The organism is Bacillus sp. BF2-3, from assembly GCF_008368795.1.
In the GTDB taxonomy this organism is placed as follows: Bacteria; Bacillota; Bacilli; order Bacillales; family Bacillaceae_G; genus Bacillus_A; species Bacillus_A cereus.
Genome location: NZ_QOSA01000027.1, coordinates 84,224 through 101,616, shown reverse-complemented (window position 1 = coordinate 101,616; position 17,393 = coordinate 84,224). Strand labels below are relative to the sequence as shown.

Genomic DNA, 17,393 nt, shown 5'->3' with positions numbered 1-17,393 from the left:
TTAAAAGGCCAAGCATACACTTGTACAAAAAGTGCCAAAAGGACGTGGGGGGGAAATATGAGACGAATTTGTGTAATCATTACGCTTCTTATGATGTATGCAAGCGTTATGCCGATTCCTACATATGCAAAGATGAACAGCAATGTTAGTGCTCGAAATGCTGTATTAATGGAGCAACAGTCTGGTCGTGTATTATACGGAAAGGCAGAACATGAGCCTCAAAAAATTGCTAGTATAACAAAAATTATGACCGCCTTATTAGCTGCTGAATCAGGGAAGATGAAAGAAATGGTATCAGTTAGTAATGAAGCGGTGAGGGTGGAAGGATCGGCAATCTATTTAAAGCCTGGACAAAAAGTGAAGTTAGAAGATTTAGTATACGGACTCATGCTTAGATCTGGTAATGACGCAGCGCAAGTAATTGCTGAAAGTGTGGGTGGGAGTATAGATGGATTCGTATATTTAATGAATCAAAAAGCGAAAGAAATTGGAATGAAAGATACGCACTTCTCAAACCCTCATGGCTTAGATGGAGATGGATCACATTATTCGTCGGCTTACGATATGGCATTATTAACGAAATATGCAATGGGAAACGAGACATTTAAGAAAATCTTTGGAACCAAAACATATAAATCAGATTCTTGGGATTACCCGTGGAAAAATAAACATAAGCTGGTAACGTCTTATTATGAATTTGCAACAGGGGGAAAAACAGGCTTTACGAAGAAAGCTGGGCGAACGCTTGTTACAACGGCATCAAAAGGTGGACTAGATTTAATTGTCGTAACTTTGAGTGCCTCTAGTGATTGGGATGATCATATGAATTTGTTTGATAAAGGTTTTGACCGTTTCAAACAAACGAAAGTTTTAGGACAAGGAGCAATTGCTGAAATAAATGAAAAGAAGTATGCCAACCATGTTTATACGAAAAATAGTTTTTCGGTACCGTTAACTGAAGAAGAAAAAAAGAACGTAGTATTAAAAGTTGAACTCGATAAAAGTACAAAACTTACGGATGGAGTAAAGGTTGGGAAGACAGACATTTATGTTGGTAATGAAAAAGTTGGAGAACGGAATTTATTTTATAGTAAACGAAAGTTAGTAGCTACAACGGGACTTTACTGGAATAATGTGAAAGAAATTTTTTCTTACATGATAGGTGTTGGGAACGATGGTTAATCTCGTATGGGTAGCGATGGCTGTCATTGGGATTGTATACGCCATGATAAATGGAACGATGGAAGAAGTGAATAAAGCTGTATTTGACGGAGCAAAAGATGCGGTAACGATTTGTATAGGACTTATTAGTGTTTTAGTATTTTGGCTCGGTTTAATGAAAATTGCAGAGGAAGCCGGATTGTTAAAAAAATTAGTTACACTTTTTATGCCGATAGTAAAAAGGTTGTTTCCAGAAATACCAAAGGATCATCCGTCTATGGGATTTATTCTATCAAATATGATGGCAAACTTTTTTGGTCTAGGTAATGCAGCGACCCCTCTTGGTATTAAAGCGATGGAACAACTGAAAGAGTTAAATGGAGGAAAGGATTCGGCGAGCCGTTCTATGGTGACGTTTCTAGCATTAAATACATCAGCTATTACATTAATTCCTACGACAGTCATTTCCATTCGAATGACGTATGAATCAGCGAATCCTACTGAAATTGTTGGGGTAACATTTATTGCACAAGTACTTTCTATGATTGGGGCAATTTGGATTGACCGCTATTTTTACCGAAGAAGGAGTAGAAAGGGGCGGAAAAAATGAGCATTGTAAATACAATTTCCTTATGGGTAATCCCTTGTGTAATTGGTTTTATCCTTTTATATGGCACAATAAAGAAAGTGCCGACGTATGAATCGTTCGTTGAGGGAGGAAAAGAAGGGATTCAAATTGCAATTTCCATCTTACCGTTTATGGTTGGAATGCTTGTGTCTATTTCTATATTCCGGTCTTCAGGTGCGTTAGATGCAATGATATCGGTAATGAAGCCAATGTTAGATTTGATCCATGTTCCAGCAGAAATTGTACCCTTAGCACTTATACGCCCTATTTCAGGCTCTGCTGGTTTAAGTATTACGACCGATTTAATTGCAACATATGGGCCAGATTCGTTTATTGGGAGATTGGCTTCTACGATGCAAGGGAGCACAGATACGACTTTCTATATTTTAACTGTATATTTTGGAGCGGTTGGGATTAGAAAAATGGGGGATGCACTAAAAGTAGGACTTTTTGCAGATTTAATCGGGATTATATGCTCAATTGTGTTCGTTTCTTTATTGTTTCAGTAATACTATTCATTTTTTACGCTATTTCGCTTATAATACGTATACGACCACTATTAAGGTGTAGCTTAATAGTGGTTTTTTTATGTGGTATTTTTGACAAAATGATGAACTTTTATTGTGAGAAATATGAAAAATATGGACAATAATAAAGGGTAAAAACATGATTTGACCTTTATATGTTTATTATCATCGCTATGTTGTTTAAGTAAGATGAAGCGAATAGCCGTAAAGCGTATGCGGTTGCCAAGTCTTTCTAATGTAAGGTAAGATAAATTCGAGGTGAAAAAAAGAAATGGAACGATTACAAAAAGTGATTGCGCAAGCAGGTATTGCATCGAGAAGAAAGGCTGAGGAATTAATTCAGCAAGGAAAAGTGAAAGTTAATGGAAAAATAGTGAAAGAGTTAGGGACAAAAGTAACTCCTCAAGATAAAGTAGAAGTAAATAATATCCCTCTTGAAAAAGAAGAACCTGTTTATTTTTTACTATATAAACCAACTGGCGTAATTTCAAGTGTATCAGACGATAAAGGAAGAAGTGTTGTAACGGACTTTTTCCCGGAAATTACACAACGTTTATTCCCAATCGGACGCTTAGATTATGATACGTCTGGCGTATTATTAATGACAAACGATGGGGACTTCGCAAACGTATTAATGCATCCTAGATATAAAGTTGAAAAAACATATGTTGCAAAAATAAAAGGGCCATTAACAGGTGAGAAAATTCGCATGTTAGAACGCGGTGTTACGTTAGAAGACGGTAAAACAGCACCAGCACGTGTGAAAATTATTTCTTGGGACAAGCGTAAAGAAATGGCTATTGTACAATTAACAATTCATGAAGGACGTAATCGTCAAGTACGTCGTATGTTTGAAGCGTTAGACTGTAAAGTAGTGAAATTAAAACGTGAACGTTATGCTTTCTTAGAAGTAGGAAGCCTGCGACCTGGTGATGCGAGAGAATTGACACCACATGAGGTGAAACAATTACGCGCGCTTGCTTCTACAAAGCCAAGATAAGCTATAGAGTTAAAAATTCACCAGTGGAGTGCTCTGCTGGTGATTTATTCAATACAACATTTACAGAAGATAATACATAACATTTACAGAAGATAATACATAACATTTACCGAGGAGAGGAGAGGTAATATGAAGAAAAATCGCTTATTATTTCGCGTTATTATTCTACTCATTTTATGTGGTGCTGTAGGATTTACCCTTTATCAAGGATTCTTTGCTAATAAAGAGAAAATGCAAATCGGAAAAGAAGCACCTAACTTTATTGTGACGGATTTAGAAGGAAAGAAAATTGAACTAAAAGATTTAAAGGGAAAAGGTGTATTTTTAAACTTTTGGGGCACGTGGTGTAAACCTTGTGAAAAAGAAATGCCTTATATGAATGAATTATATCCAAAGTATAAAGAAAAAGGCGTTGAAATCATAGCGTTAGATGCAGATGAAACGGATATTGCAGTAAAGAACTTTGTGAACCAATATGGTTTGAAATTCCCAGTTGCCATTGATAAAGGACAAAAGATTATAGGAACATATGGAGTAGGTCCTTTACCGACAAGCTTTTTGATTGATAAAGATGGAAAAGTAGTGGAGCAAATTATAGGGGAACAAACGAAAGAACAGTTAGAAGGGTATTTAAAGAAAATTACTCCGTAATAAAGAAAGCCTTTACATAAGGGGTGCGTGTTTATAGTGCCTCTGGTTTAAAAATTCTGAGTATTGCGGTAACTCAAGGTTAGAATATACAATAGTACATATAGATACAGGGGCGGTGAGAGTGTTGAAAGAAATTAAATGTGAATGTGGACATGTTAATCCGATAGGAACCGTTTTTTGTGAAGCTTGCGGGAAACCATTTGAAAGCAATGAAAATGCAAAACTATTGGATATGCGCTATGAGGGGAGTGCACGGAGATCTCTCACGCAGACAAAAACGATAGTCGATAAAATTTGGAGCTTTTTCTCTTCTGTAAAAGTAGGTGTATGGCTAATCGTAATAACTTTAGCTGCATCAGCGATAGGAACTATATTTCCGCAAGAAATGTACATAACTCCAGGTATTGCACCAGCTGAATATTATAAACAAGAATATGGATTTTTAGGACAATTATACTATCAATTAGGGTTTAATAATTTATACGGTTCATGGTGGTATATGATTTTGATTGCTTCTATCGGTATTTCACTTGTGATATGTAGTTTAGACCGCGTTATTCCACTTTATAAAGCTTTAAAAAAGCAAGGCGTAAAAAGACATCCTAGTTTTTTAAAGAGACAGAGATTATATGGGACTGGTACACCGCAAGAAGGTGACCTGGAAAGAGTGCAAGAGAATTTAAAGAAAAGAAACTATAACGTGAAAGTGGAAGACGGAAACGTTTTAGCAGAAAAGGGACGCTTCTCGCGTTGGGGTCCATATGTAAATCATATCGGTCTTATTATCTTTTTATTCGGTGCGATGCTTCGTTTTTTACCGAGTATGTACGTAGACGAAGCACTTTGGTTACGTGACGGTGAAACGAAAGAAATACCAGGGACGGATGGACAATACTACTTAAAAAACGAGAAATTTATAAAAGAAGTTTATGATAAAAGTAAGGACAAGGAAGTTTTTGATGAAGCGATTGATCGTGTAGGCGATAAAATGATTGCGAAAAACTTCCAAACGAATGCCGTATTATATAAAGCAGTAGGAGAAAATATAGCAGGACAAAAACCGAAATTAGAAAAAGTAAAAGAAGCGGAAATTCGAGTGAATGAACCACTGAAATTTGATCAATTTGCAGTGTATCAAGTGGATTATAAAGAAAGTGAATTTAAAAGTATGTCCTTTAACTTGCAAAATAAAGAAAATAATCAAAAGTGGGGACCAATTAAAGTAGATTTAACGAATCCTAAGGAAAAATATGATTTAGGAAATGGTTATTCTCTAGAACTATTAAGCTATTTCCCTGATTTTTATTTTGATGAGAATGGAAAACCAAATACAAAAACGAAATTACCAAACAATCCTGCATTTGTATTTAAAATGTTTACACCTGAAACACCAGATGGTGAAGTGAGTTTTGTTGGTATTCAGCAAAATATAGAACCAGATGGAAACAACAAATATAAAATGTCGTTTGCAGGTGTTGAAATGCAAAATGCAACAGCACTTACTGTAAGAAAAGATTTAACGCTTTGGATTCTCGGCATTGGAGGATTTATATTTATGGTTGGTGTCATTCAAGGTATGTATTGGAATCATCGCCGTATTTGGATACAACGTGTTAATGATGAATGGTGGATTGCAGGGCATACAAATAAAAATTGGTTCGGTTTAAAGAAAGATATTGAAAGAGTACTAGAAGGTACAGCAATTCCACAGCCAAATGATAAAGTAATTGATAAAAAAATTAGTTAAGGTGGGGAAACGATATGGTGCAAATAAGTAGTAACTTTCTCTTTACCGCATTTATTTTATATTTAATTGCCACTCTATTTTTCGGGGGAGCAATTAAAGAAAAGGGTCATAAATGGGCAAATGTAGGAATAACGATTACAATTTTAGGGTTTATTGCACAAACAGTATATTTTGTTACAAGGTGGATTGCATCAGGACATGCGCCAGTGAGTAACTTTTTTGAATTCGGTACATTTTTCGGCATGATGCTTGTAGGAGCATTTATTGTCATGTATTTTATGTACCGTGTAAGCATAATCGGACTATTTGCATTACCAGTTGCGCTTTTATTAATTGCCTATGCAAGTATGTTTCCGAGGGAAATATCTCCGCTTATTCCATCTTTAAAAAGTAATTGGTTACATATTCACGTGACGACGGCAGCAGCAGGACAAGCCATTTTAGCGATTAGTTTTATTACAGGTGTTATGTATTTATTGAAAAATGTAGATCAATCGACGAGAAGTAAACGTACATTTTGGCTAGAGACGGTAGTATTTACACTTGTTTGTACAGTTGGATTTATTGGAGTAACAACGGTATTTTCTAGTATGAAATATGAAGCGAAGTTTCAATGGATTGATAAAAATGAACAACAAGTGGAAATGAAATACAATCTTCCGGCTTTAGTTGGACCGCACGAAGGGAAGTTACTGACAGAAAATAAATTAGAACCGGCAGTTGAAGTTCCAGCGATTGTAAATGCGAAAAAATTAAATACTGTTATTTGGTCAGTGTTAGTTGGAACATTACTGTATATTGTATTAAGACTTGTTTTACGGAAGCGAGTATCGGCGGCACTTCAGCCGTTAGTAAAGAATACGAATAGTGATTTACTAGATGAAATCGGATATCGATCTATTGCAATTGGATTCCCAGTGTTCACATTAGGTGCATTAATTTTTGCGATGATTTGGGCACAAATAGCGTGGACACGTTTTTGGGGCTGGGATCCAAAAGAGGTTTGGGCACTTATCACTTGGCTCTTTTATGCGGCAGTATTACATTTACGCCTATCAAAAGGATGGCATGGAGAGAAGTCAGCTTGGCTTGCAGTAATTGGTTTTGCAATCATTATGTTTAACTTTATTGTAGTAAACTTAATTATTGCCGGTTTACATTCATATGCATAGAGAAATAAAATAGGGGAGTGCATGTCACTTTCCTATTTTATTTTTGTCAACTTTTCTTCTTTTTTGAGAAAAACATGACAAAGTAGCGGTTGATTTTGTAAAATGATGTCGAGGACATTATATGCTGTTCAAAAAAAATACATAGTTTTGGAAAAAAATTGAACAAAATTTATTATTCTTGTGAAGCATAATATGGGAAGTGAAACATTTAGAAGATTGCTTAAATAAACGAGAATAGCGCAACATAATAGTTAAAGAAGGGTAGGTGTGAACCGCTGAGGTGAGAGTACGCAGCGGGTAGAGATGGAAAATGAATCAAGAATTTTAATTGTAGATGATGAGGATCGTATTCGTCGTTTATTGAAAATGTACTTAGAAAGAGAACAATATACGATTGAAGAAGCAGATAATGGTGATACAGCTTTAGAAATGGCGTTGCAAAATGATTACGATTTAATCTTATTAGATCTTATGATGCCTGGTAAAGATGGCATTGAAGTATGTAAAGGGGTTCGTGAGAAGAAAGCGACACCAATTATTATGCTGACAGCAAAAGGTGAAGAAGTAAATAGAGTACAAGGATTTGAAGTTGGAACAGATGATTATATTGTAAAGCCATTTAGTCCACGTGAGGTCGTACTACGTGTGAAAGCGGTATTACGTCGTGCTGTACCAACAACATTCTTTACACAAGATACAACGACAAAAGATGTTACTGTATTCCCGCACTTAACAATTGATAACGATGCACACCGTGTTACTGCAGATGGTAATGAAGTAAACTTAACGCCGAAAGAATATGAGTTACTATTATTTTTAGCGAAAGCTCCTGATAAAGTATTCGATCGTGAGCAACTGTTAAAAGAAGTATGGCAATATGAATTCTTCGGAGATTTACGTACAGTTGATACACATGTAAAGCGTTTACGTGAGAAGTTAAGCAAAAAATCACCAGATGCAGCGAAAATGATCGTTACTGTTTGGGGTGTAGGTTACAAATTTGAGGTTGTGAACGACTGATGCTTTGGAGAAGTGTAGTAGGGAAGTTATGGATGACCATATTACTTCTCGTTTCGTTTGTTCTTGGATTTGTTGCGATTTTACTTTCACAGTTTTTTAGAACGTATTATGTTGATATGAGTGAAGCTAGGCTTCAAAAAGTTGCAACAAGTGTTTCAGAGTTAATTGAAGAAGGTGCCGATGTAAAAACGATTGAGAATATCGCTTACAAATTCTCTGACCCACTTTCAAGGATTATTATTGTAGAAGATGGTAAAGAAATCTCTTCTTCACCGAAACAAGAAGGGTTAGTCACTCTTACAATGGATGACTTAAAAGAAGATAAAGAATTAGCGGCTGTGTTTACAGACAAAAAAGAAATTAAGAATAATATTAGAAAAGCGTCTAATAGTAGGAAGAATAAAAACACCGAAAATGATATTATGATCGTCGGAAAACCAGTGCAATCAAAAAATCAAAGTGCAGTGTTCGTATATGAATCTTTACAAGTACCGATACAAGGTATGGAAAGAACAACTGATTTTATTTTCTTATCGGCTGGAATTGCGATTATATTAACAACTTTCTTTGCGTTCTTCTTATCTACTCGGATTACAGCACCGCTTCGTAAAATGCGTGAGGTTGCTTTTGAAGTGTCACGTGGGAAGTTTGATGCAAAGGCTCCTATGGTATCTCAGGATGAGATTGGTGAGCTTGCAACGGCCTTAAATCAAATGGGAAAACAGTTGAAGTTTAATATGAACGCCTTGCAACAAGAAAAAGAGCAGTTAGCAAGTATTTTGAGTAGTATGGCAGATGGGGTTATTACGTTAAATCAAGAAGGTGAAGTCGTTGTAATCAATCCGCCGGCCGAACATTTCTTACAAGTTTGGCAAGAAGAAAAAGAGATAGAGCTCAGTAAAAAACTACCTTCTGAACTTGTGGAATTATTCCATCTCGTTGTAGAAAGCGAACAACAACAAGTTGTTGAAATTAATTTACAAAAAGGAAACTATGTAGTTCTTATGACGCCGCTTTACAATCAAACGAAAATTCGTGGAGCTGTAGCAGTGCTGCGAGATATGACGGAAGAACGTCGTCTTGAAAAGATGCGTCAAGATTTTATTGCGAATGTATCACATGAACTTCGTACACCAATGGTCATGCTGCAAGGGTATAGTGAAGCGATTTTAGATGATATTGTGCAAACGAAAGAGGAAATAGATGAGTTTGTTCAAATTATTTATGATGAATCTGTTCGTTTAGGTAAACTTGTAAATGAATTGTTAGATTTAGCTCGTATGGAAAGCGGTCATGTAGAGTTACATATTGGTGAAGTGGATATACATCCGTTTGTTGAAAAAATTGGTCGTAAATTCCAAGGGATTGCAAAGGATAAAGAGGTCGCGTTAACGGTTGATTTCAAAGGTCCAATTGAACAATACCCGTTTGATGCAGATCGTATGGAACAAGTATTGACGAATTTAATTGATAACGCAATACGTCATACGAATGCAGGCGGACATGTAATGCTTGTAATTGATACGAAAAATAACGGTCTTATTTTTGAAGTACAAGATTCGGGTGCAGGCATTCCAGAAGAAGATATTCCATTTTTATTTGATCGTTTCTATAAAGCTGATAAAGCAAGAACACGTGGGAAAAAGGGTGGAACAGGACTCGGGCTTGCGATTGCGAAAAATATTGTTCAAGGCCATGATGGTAAAATTTCTGTATCAAGTGTTGTTGGAGAAGGAACTACATTCTCTGTATATTTACCGCATCGTATAATTTAGATATGCGTTTTTAAAGTTGATAATGAATAAAGTTCTGCTGTTTTTTATTTTTTTGTAAACTCAATTAAATAAAGAATGGTAGAACTTTTTTCTATGTTGCTCGAATAAAGAATAACAAGAGAGGTGCTGTGAAGAAATGAAATTATATACAAAAACAGGAGATAAAGGAACGACAAGTGTAATAGGTGGCAGGGTTGATAAAGATGATATCCGTGTGGAAGCGTATGGAACAATAGACGAGGCAAATTCTCATATTGGATATGCAATGACTAAGCTTCAAGGCGGGGCTTTTATAGATATTTACAATGAGCTCGAAAATATTCAACATGAACTATTTGATTGCGGAGGAGACTTGGCAATAGTGGAACAAAAAATTCCTTATAAAGTGACAATTGTGATGGTTGAAAGTTTAGAAAGAAAGATTGATTTATATATAGAAGAAGCCCCGCCACTAGAACGCTTTATTTTGCCAGGTGGTAGCGAGGCAGCGGCTACTATTCATATTGCACGTACTGTTGTAAGGAGAGCAGAACGCTCTATAGTATCATTGCAAAAAGAAGTGAAAATAAATGAAGTTGTATTAAAGTATGTAAATAGATTATCTGATTATTTGTTTGCGATAGCTCGAGTAATAAATGCCCGATTACAAGTGAAAGATGTGGAGTATAACCGTAGTGCATTAGTTTTTCGTGATAAGAAAGAGAAGGAAGTGGAGTAATTCACTTTCTTTTTTTGTATACTTTTTTCTGTAATATACCAAAATAGAGAAGGTATGGTGGTAATTAGAAAACGGAGGATGTATATGAAAGTTTTAAAATGCGGTGTCATGTTATTGAGTATACTGTTTGTATCTCAATTACATGTTTATGCAGAAGAAAATCGATGGACATGGCCTGTTGAAGGTCAGATAAGTGATTATTTTGGGACAAGGCATGGAAAACACTATGGTATTGATGTAGCTGCGCCGATTGGAACGCCTGTGGCAGCTATCCAAGATGGTAAGGTAACGAGGTCTTATTATTCAAGTAGTTATGGAAATGTTGTATTTATTAAACACGGAGAATATGAGGCTGTATATGCACATTTAAATAAGAGATATGTGGATCAAGGAGATTATATTTCCAAAGGAGAAAAAATTGGAGAAGTAGGGAACACGGGAGAATCGCGAGGTGCGCACTTACATCTAGAACTTCATCAAGGAAGATGGACGATGGCGAAAAAGAATGCGATGAACCCATTGCTTGTTTTAAGTGAACAAAGAAATGAAGTTGTTTCTTCGTCATTATATGTCGTACAAAAAGGGGATACTTTAGTTAGTATTGCACGGAAATTTAGTATGACACTTAAGGAAATTAAAGAAAAAAATGGATTGCAGCAAGAGCTAATTTATCCTAATCAACAATTATATGTTAAGTAAAGGAAACGCTTCAAAAATTAAACTTTGAACAAATTTATGTTCTTCTTAAATAAGATTCAATGTAAATGAAATTATATGGGCGCTTTTGCTAGAACTATTGAGTGAATCAGAGCATCTATATCTAAAAGAAAACCGTCCCAAAATTTATTTTGGGACGGCTTCTTTTACCAAAAAATAAAGACACATATAAATCCAGAAATAGCTAAATAGCTATATAAGTAAAAAACTTTTGTTCTTGTTTTCTCTTTTGTTCGAAACAGTACGATAGTCGGTTCAATTAAACCGATTGTCAAACAAAGTAGGCCAAGAAGCATACAACCAATCGAGATAGAATACAGGGCGATTTGTGGTGCTTGAAATGGAATCATCCATTTTAATAAAAATGCAATAAGTGCAGTGTAACAAATACTACCGATGTATTTATTCAGTGGTGTATTAGAACGAAAACCAGGAAGTTTTTTTAAGAAAGAGCGGGAAACAACTTCTGTTTGTAAAGATGTATGCTCTTCAATAATTTTTTGAGCTTCTTTTCCTTTTTGAAAAAGAGATAAGATCCAATTTCGCTCACCCTGAAAAATAAATTGAGAAGTTGTCAAATAGTGATCAATCTTCACTTTATTCCAACTCTTCCACGGATGACGCTCACACAATTTTAATTTACTTTCTGTTTTTTTATCATACTGATAAATACTGATGCCATCTTCATCGAAAGTAGCATAGTATGTCTCGTTTGAGAATGTGCCTAAATCAATTGGGCAGTAGAAAAGTAATTCTTTTTTTAAGTAAAAGTATTCTTTTCTTAAGTTTTTTTTCATTGCTTCTCGAATAGAATGTCTCTTGTCTTTTTTCATGACATTTCCTCCATAACTCAGAAAATGTTCTTATCTTAACAATTCAATATCTTATCACTTTTAATTATATATGACTAGGTAATTCAAAAGAGAAATGCCGAATAATAAAAAATATGGATTGTATTGTAAAATATCTCGCAATTTATTTGTTGTTACGAAAAATAAATAACTAATTTTAAATAAGTTACAATTTTTTAGTTCACAATGTTATGAGGTTGTTGTATAATGAAGGGGAAAATAGAATATCGGTCTATCTTCGGGGCAGGGTGAAAATCCCGACCGGCGGTGATGAACTATTTATGATTTTGTTCTAAGCCCGCGAGCCGTTAAGGCAGGATTTGGTGTGATTCCAAAGCCGACAGTATAGTCTGGATGGGAGAAGATGGAGGTTCAAGCGTTCAAAAAAGATATGGATTTGAACGTCTGTTTGATGTGCCTTAAATTCTCCCTTTGTGTAAAACACAAAGGGTTTTTTCGTTCTATGAAAAAATAGGCATAGCAGAACCTTTCCACTTTCCATGAGATGATCGATGGAAAAGGAGAGAGAAAGATGAAACAAAAAAACAGTGTAGTGCAGATGGTGAGTGTAGCGATGCTAAGTAGTATTGCATATTTACTAATGATGTTGGATTTCCCGTTCCCAGGGCTTCCGCCATTTTTGAAAATTGATTTTAGTGATGTACCAGCTCTAATTGCGGCAATTATCTTTGGACCAGTAGCAGGAGTGATTGTAGAGGCGATAAAGAACATTTTACATTACGGGATTCAAGGAAGTTTAACGGGAGTACCAGTTGGAGAAATTGCAAACTTTATTGCAGGATGTTTATTTATTGGGCCAGCAGCTTTCTTATTTAGAAAGTATCGTACTGTGAAGAGTTTAACTACAGGATTAATGCTAGGGACAATTACAATGGCACTTATTATGAGTGTATTAAACTACATCATCATATTCCCGGCGTACACTTGGTTTTTAAATTCACCAGCTATGTCTAGCGAAGCTATAAAAACAACGGTTGTAACGGCAATCTTACCATTTAATTTAATTAAAGGGATTGTTGTAACAATTGTATTTGTAGCATTATTTTCACGCCTGAAAGTATGGGTGTTTGCAAAAATGAAAAATGCATAATATATACTAAAACCATTAGTAGTGTGAAACTACTAATGGTTTTTTATTAAGGAAAATAAAATTTAGATACAAAAAACGCCCCTCATCAATAGGAGGGGCGTTTTTTGAAGTTAATAAAAGACTATTCGAATTTTAAAGCGTCTCCGTCGAATGATTCGTCAGCAACTTTAATTGAGTCAGTTGGACAGCCTTCGAATGCATCCATCATATCTTCAATTAATACATCTGGAATTTCAACGATACCTTGGTTATCATCTAATGTTACAAATGCAATACCTTCATCATCATAGTCATAAATGTCTGGTGCAGCAGCGCCACAAGCACCACATGCAATACAAGTATCTTTATCAACGATTGTATATTTTGCCATCTTTTTTCCCTCCTGATAATATGTATGTGAAAAGCTCGCCATAAAAATTATAACCTTATTGTAAAACGGTTTGTAAAACTTTTCAACATAAAATTATAATGATAATGCTTATCAATTAGAGTGTCAACTTATTTTTGAATTATGTCATAAGATTTTCAAAATACGTAAATATGATTTCGTTTGATACAATAGAATATATACAAGTATATAGTTCTTATATGATAAGTTTAATGAGCGACAGTAGATAGTGTAATTGTACTGAAAAGAATGAAGTTAAGATTGGAAGGTGGAAGCGGTCATGCAAATACAATATACTTTGTTGCATTGTTTAAAACAATTGAATGGTGAAAGAACCGTTTCTTCTATTTATTATTTACTAAAGGGCAAACGTTCTTCGCAAACTTTACAAGATGGAAATATGTTCCGAATTTCTTTTTTGTTCGGAATATATAAATCATTAAATAGAAATGACTATGATGGTGAAGTTGCAAAGTTGTTGCAAGCGGATTTTATTCAAGAAATACATGAAAATACATATGTGTTAACACCTACGGGTAAAATGCAGTTACATAAATGGGAGGAAGTTTATGCTTTTCCGGCGCATTTGCATGGTTTACAATATGGTGAATTAGGTGAAACATTTTGGAAAAGATTATCATTAATTATTCAAACCATATCAAATTTACAACAGAATAATACGAGATTTATTCCAATTCAGCAAGATACAGAAATAATGATGTGGGTGAAACGTTTTCTAACAGGAAGGCCATATAAGAGAAGTGAGTTGGCGAGAAAACTATGGACGGAAGTACATAATCTTTTAGAAAAGAGTAATGCGATAGAAGCGACGATTGTAACATATCGATTAACGGGTTATGAACGCATTGGTTGTACATTGCAACAATTAGCAGAAATTACGAAACAAGATATATTCAGGGTGTATTTTTTATTTTGGGGTACAATACATTTCTTTATACAAGAAGTTCGTGATAAAGAAAATGAATTTCCACTATTAGCTGAAATTATATCTTATCCAAATGAGAGAGCTGAATTATTTAGTTTATCCACGAAAAAAACATATAATTTTTGGAGACAAGGACGTTCTTTAGAAGAAATAGCGACGATTCGGAATTTAAAGGTTGCAACGATAGAAGATCATTTTGTTGAAATTGCTTTGCGAGAAAAAGATTTTTCTATTGAAATGTTTATGGAAAAAGAAAAGATAGACAAAGTAATAAAAGTAATTGAAGCATTGCAAACGCGGAAGTTACGTGTTTTGAAACAAGCGGTTGGAGAAGATATCTCTTATTTTGAAGTTCGTCTTGTATTAGCGCGGATGGAGGGTGTAAATGAAACTTGAAGAATATTTATATAAGTGGTTTGGATATTCTGAATTTCGTCCAGGTCAAAAAGGAGTAATTACAGATTTATTAGAAGGAAAAGATGTGATAGCAATGCTTCCGACTGGAAGAGGGAAATCTATGTGCTATCAGTTTCCGGGGCTTATGCGAGAAGGAACAGTGCTTGTTGTATCACCGTTATTATCTTTAATGGAAGATCAAGTGACACAATTAAAGTATGTTGTGAAAAACCGAGTGATAGCATTTAATAGTTTTCGGACATTAAATGAAAAAAGAGAAGCGATGAAAAAATTATCTTCATATAAATTTATTTTTGTTTCACCAGAGATGTTGCAGTCGGAGTTATTAATTAGGGAATTGAAGAAAATTCATATTTCATTATTTGTTGTTGATGAGGCTCATTGTATTTCTCAATGGGGTTATGATTTTAGACCGGACTATAAAAAACTAAATGTAGTTATTGAAAATATTGGTTCTCCTACAGTATTAGCATTGACAGCCACAGCGACAAAAGGGGTACTGCAGGATATCGCAGATAGTTTAAATTTAAAGGGTGCCGCGGAACATGTATACTCTATTGATCGTCCTAATATTGCAATGGATGTGCAATTTGTAGAGACGATAGAAGAAAAGAAAGAGGCGCTTTTAGAGCAGGTGATGTATTTACAAGGGCCGGGGATTGTATATTGCTCAAGTAGAGCGTGGACAGAAAGGTTAACGGAATACTTGAGAGGGAAAGGTGTTACTGGTGTAGCTTTTTATCATGGTGGTATGGAACATGAAGAGCGTATGTTAATTCAACAGCAGTTTATGAACGATCAATTGCAACTTGTAATATGCACAAGTGCATTTGGTATGGGGGTAAATAAGGCGAATACGCGATATATTATTCATTTTCATTATCCAACTAATATAGCCTCTTACTTACAAGAAATCGGAAGAGCTGGAAGAGATGGCGAACCGAGTATAGCTATTTTATTATGTAGTCCGTTGGATCATGATTTACCAATTTCAATCATTGAGGATGAATTGCCAAGTAAGTCACAAATAAAATTTTTATTTTCTTTACTACAAGAAAGAATATTTCAAACGAAGGAATTACCAATAGAAGATGTAGAAGAAATTTGTTATAATGCAGCAAGATTTAATGAGCAATATTGGCGTTTCGTTCGTTATCATCTCGAACAGGTTGAAATTATACAACAACGAAGATTATTGTTAGAAGGTTTGTCAGATGAAATCATGAACCGATTAATAGCTGAAGTAGAAATAAGGTTGCGTAATAAATATAGTGAGCTAGAAAATATGAAGTCATGGATACAAGTTAAAGGGTGTAGACGTGAATATGTGCTGCAACAGTTCGGTTATAGGAAAGAGCAAGAGTTAATTAATTGCTGCGATTATTGCGGTATTACCAAAGAAGATTATAAAAAAAGACGAGCGCAACAATCGGATTTCGACTATAATTGGGAAACAGAGTTACAAAAGCTTTTCGGCCTAGAAAAGATGGAGGAATGATGAACATTCAAAGGCATAATGTTGAAGATATGAGTCCGCAGGAAATAAGGCTGAATCTATATATAACACAGTTAATTATTATCGGTATTGGCTGTTTACTGGCATATATATTATTTCAAGATGTAAAAGAAGTCTTTAATTTATGGAAATGGGAACCAGTATCTATACTTATTATAGGTGGTTTGTTAGCGATTGGTATTGTGTTATTAGATTATGTTGCAATGCGAGTGTTTCCGGAGTCATGGTTTGATGATGGTGGTATTAACGATAAGATGTTTCGAGGAATGTCCGTTCTACACTTACTCGTTATTACGTTCTTGATTGGTTTTGCAGAAGAATTTTTATTTAGAGGTGTAGTACAGACTCATTTTGGAATTGTAATTGCGAGCTTCGTATTTGCAGTGTTACATATTCGTTATATAACAAAGCCATTTTTATTTTGTTTCGTCTGTTTCATTAGTTTTGTCTTTGGTTATGTATTTGAATGGACAGGAAATTTGTTTATAACAATCTTTGCACACTTTCTTGTTGATTTTATAATGGGACTCCAATTAAGAAAATAAATGGAAGGTGGTGGTGAACAACATGAGGAAACGAATTCCTGATTTTGAAGAGGAATTAGAAGTTGAGCGAGTGGAAGAAAAAGAAAGTTTACCGCCGCGTAGTGAAATTCATAGAAATAAAGAGAAAAAACAAAAGTTTAAAATAAATCACATTTTCGTCCGGGTTTTAACATTTCTATTCATTCTTCTGCCGATTAGTATTTTGTGGTACACGGATAAATATATTCAGGTGAAGGGTGATAGTAATAATGCTGGAAAAAGTGCGTTTGAAGTAATCTTCTTTGATTCAGCTAAATCTGAGTCGCAGAAACATTCTGAAAAAGTAATAACGCATACTGTGAAAGAGGGAGAAACTTTAGAAAGTATAGCGAAGCAATATTTTTCAGATGGAAATGGAATTGAAGTAATTAAAAAGTATAATAACTTGCAGGAAGATGAAGTGAGTGCAGGTCAAGAATTAAAAATTCCGATAAAAGATAAGTCCACAAAGCAAGAAAGCTAGC

Annotated in this window: 18 protein-coding genes and 1 riboswitch; of the genes, 16 read left to right on the top strand and 2 right to left on the bottom strand. The window is 34.9% G+C overall.

Going from position 1 to position 17,393, the window contains the following annotated elements; all coding sequences use genetic code 11:
* The first annotated feature begins 57 nt into the window (after positions 1-57).
* The 11 genes from dacB to DN401_RS20585 all read left to right on the top strand — a co-directional run bounded on the left by dacB (position 58) and on the right by DN401_RS20585 (position 11,098).
* Positions 58-1,182 carry a D-alanyl-D-alanine carboxypeptidase DacB gene (gene dacB / locus DN401_RS20635; RefSeq protein WP_001252638.1) on the top strand — a complete coding sequence of 375 codons (1,125 nt, stop codon included), beginning with the start codon at positions 58-60 and terminating at the stop codon, positions 1,180-1,182.
* Positions 1,175-1,771, top strand: a complete 597-nt coding sequence (gene spmA / locus DN401_RS20630; RefSeq protein WP_000247811.1) for a spore maturation protein SpmA — start codon at positions 1,175-1,177, stop codon at positions 1,769-1,771. Before dacB ends, spmA begins: the two co-directional genes overlap by 8 nt.
* Positions 1,768-2,298: a spore maturation protein SpmB gene (gene spmB, locus DN401_RS20625; RefSeq protein ID WP_000029514.1), complete on the top strand. Its 531-nt coding sequence runs from the start codon at positions 1,768-1,770 to the stop codon at positions 2,296-2,298. Before spmA ends, spmB begins: the two co-directional genes overlap by 4 nt.
* Before the next feature lie 289 nt (positions 2,299-2,587).
* Positions 2,588-3,316, top strand: coding sequence for a 23S rRNA pseudouridine(2605) synthase RluB (gene rluB, locus DN401_RS20620; protein ID WP_000440556.1), 729 nt, complete (start codon positions 2,588-2,590; stop codon positions 3,314-3,316).
* A 129-nt stretch (positions 3,317-3,445) separates the two neighbouring features.
* Complete coding sequence (gene resA / locus DN401_RS20615) at positions 3,446-3,967, top strand: thiol-disulfide oxidoreductase ResA (protein WP_000742192.1); 522 nt, start codon at positions 3,446-3,448, stop codon at positions 3,965-3,967.
* 121 nt (positions 3,968-4,088) lie between these two features.
* The gene (gene resB, locus DN401_RS20610) at positions 4,089-5,714 is read left to right on the top strand and encodes a cytochrome c biogenesis protein ResB (protein WP_000910522.1); all 1,626 of its coding nucleotides are present in this window, start codon (positions 4,089-4,091) and stop codon (positions 5,712-5,714) included.
* 14 nt (positions 5,715-5,728) lie between these two features.
* Positions 5,729-6,886, top strand: coding sequence for a cytochrome c biogenesis protein ResC (resC, locus tag DN401_RS20605; protein ID WP_000250083.1), 1,158 nt, complete (start codon positions 5,729-5,731; stop codon positions 6,884-6,886).
* Positions 6,887-7,189: 303 nt separating this feature from the next.
* Positions 7,190-7,906, top strand: a complete 717-nt coding sequence (resD, locus tag DN401_RS20600) for a DNA-binding response regulator ResD (RefSeq protein ID WP_000426861.1) — start codon at positions 7,190-7,192, stop codon at positions 7,904-7,906.
* Positions 7,906-9,681, top strand: a complete 1,776-nt coding sequence (resE, locus tag DN401_RS20595) for a sensor histidine kinase ResE (RefSeq protein WP_000964674.1) — start codon at positions 7,906-7,908, stop codon at positions 9,679-9,681. Before resD ends, resE begins: the two co-directional genes overlap by 1 nt.
* 136 nt (positions 9,682-9,817) lie before the next feature.
* A complete protein-coding gene (locus DN401_RS20590; RefSeq protein ID WP_000781268.1) occupies positions 9,818-10,399 on the top strand; it encodes a cob(I)yrinic acid a,c-diamide adenosyltransferase in 582 nt (193 codons plus the stop codon).
* Positions 10,400-10,483: 84 nt separating this feature from the next.
* A complete protein-coding gene (locus tag DN401_RS20585; protein ID WP_000866117.1) occupies positions 10,484-11,098 on the top strand; it encodes a peptidoglycan DD-metalloendopeptidase family protein in 615 nt (204 codons plus the stop codon).
* Positions 11,099-11,262: 164 nt separating this feature from the next.
* Here DN401_RS20585 and DN401_RS20580 read toward each other — a convergent pair whose 3' ends face one another.
* Positions 11,263-11,949 carry a hypothetical protein gene (locus DN401_RS20580; protein WP_000710837.1) on the bottom strand — a complete coding sequence of 229 codons (687 nt, stop codon included), beginning with the start codon at positions 11,947-11,949 and terminating at the stop codon, positions 11,263-11,265.
* Positions 11,950-12,197: 248 nt separating this feature from the next.
* Positions 12,198-12,337, top strand: a riboswitch (FMN riboswitch).
* Between the two features lie 162 nt (positions 12,338-12,499).
* Here DN401_RS20580 and DN401_RS20575 point away from each other — a divergent pair.
* On the top strand, positions 12,500-13,078 hold the full coding sequence (locus DN401_RS20575) for an ECF transporter S component (protein ID WP_000810855.1): 579 nt from the start codon (positions 12,500-12,502) through the stop codon (positions 13,076-13,078).
* 121 nt (positions 13,079-13,199) lie between these two features.
* Here DN401_RS20575 and DN401_RS20570 read toward each other — a convergent pair whose 3' ends face one another.
* Complete coding sequence (locus DN401_RS20570) at positions 13,200-13,448, bottom strand: ferredoxin (RefSeq protein WP_001151993.1); 249 nt, start codon at positions 13,446-13,448, stop codon at positions 13,200-13,202.
* 298 nt (positions 13,449-13,746) lie between these two features.
* Between DN401_RS20570 and DN401_RS20565 the strand changes: the two genes are divergently transcribed.
* From DN401_RS20565 to DN401_RS20550, 4 genes are read left to right on the top strand one after another with little or no spacing between them, the layout of a single operon-like run.
* Complete coding sequence (locus DN401_RS20565; RefSeq protein ID WP_098212751.1) at positions 13,747-14,808, top strand: YpbB family protein; 1,062 nt, start codon at positions 13,747-13,749, stop codon at positions 14,806-14,808.
* Positions 14,798-16,327, top strand: a complete 1,530-nt coding sequence (gene recQ, locus DN401_RS20560) for an ATP-dependent DNA helicase RecQ (protein WP_098212750.1) — start codon at positions 14,798-14,800, stop codon at positions 16,325-16,327. The genes DN401_RS20565 and recQ overlap by 11 nt, the downstream gene beginning before the upstream one ends.
* Positions 16,327-16,890, top strand: coding sequence for a CPBP family intramembrane glutamic endopeptidase (locus tag DN401_RS20555; RefSeq protein ID WP_001025780.1), 564 nt, complete (start codon positions 16,327-16,329; stop codon positions 16,888-16,890). Before recQ ends, DN401_RS20555 begins: the two co-directional genes overlap by 1 nt.
* Before the next feature lie 22 nt (positions 16,891-16,912).
* On the top strand, positions 16,913-17,392 hold the full coding sequence (locus tag DN401_RS20550; RefSeq protein ID WP_001231553.1) for a LysM peptidoglycan-binding domain-containing protein: 480 nt from the start codon (positions 16,913-16,915) through the stop codon (positions 17,390-17,392).
* Position 17,393: the final 1 nt, after the last annotated feature.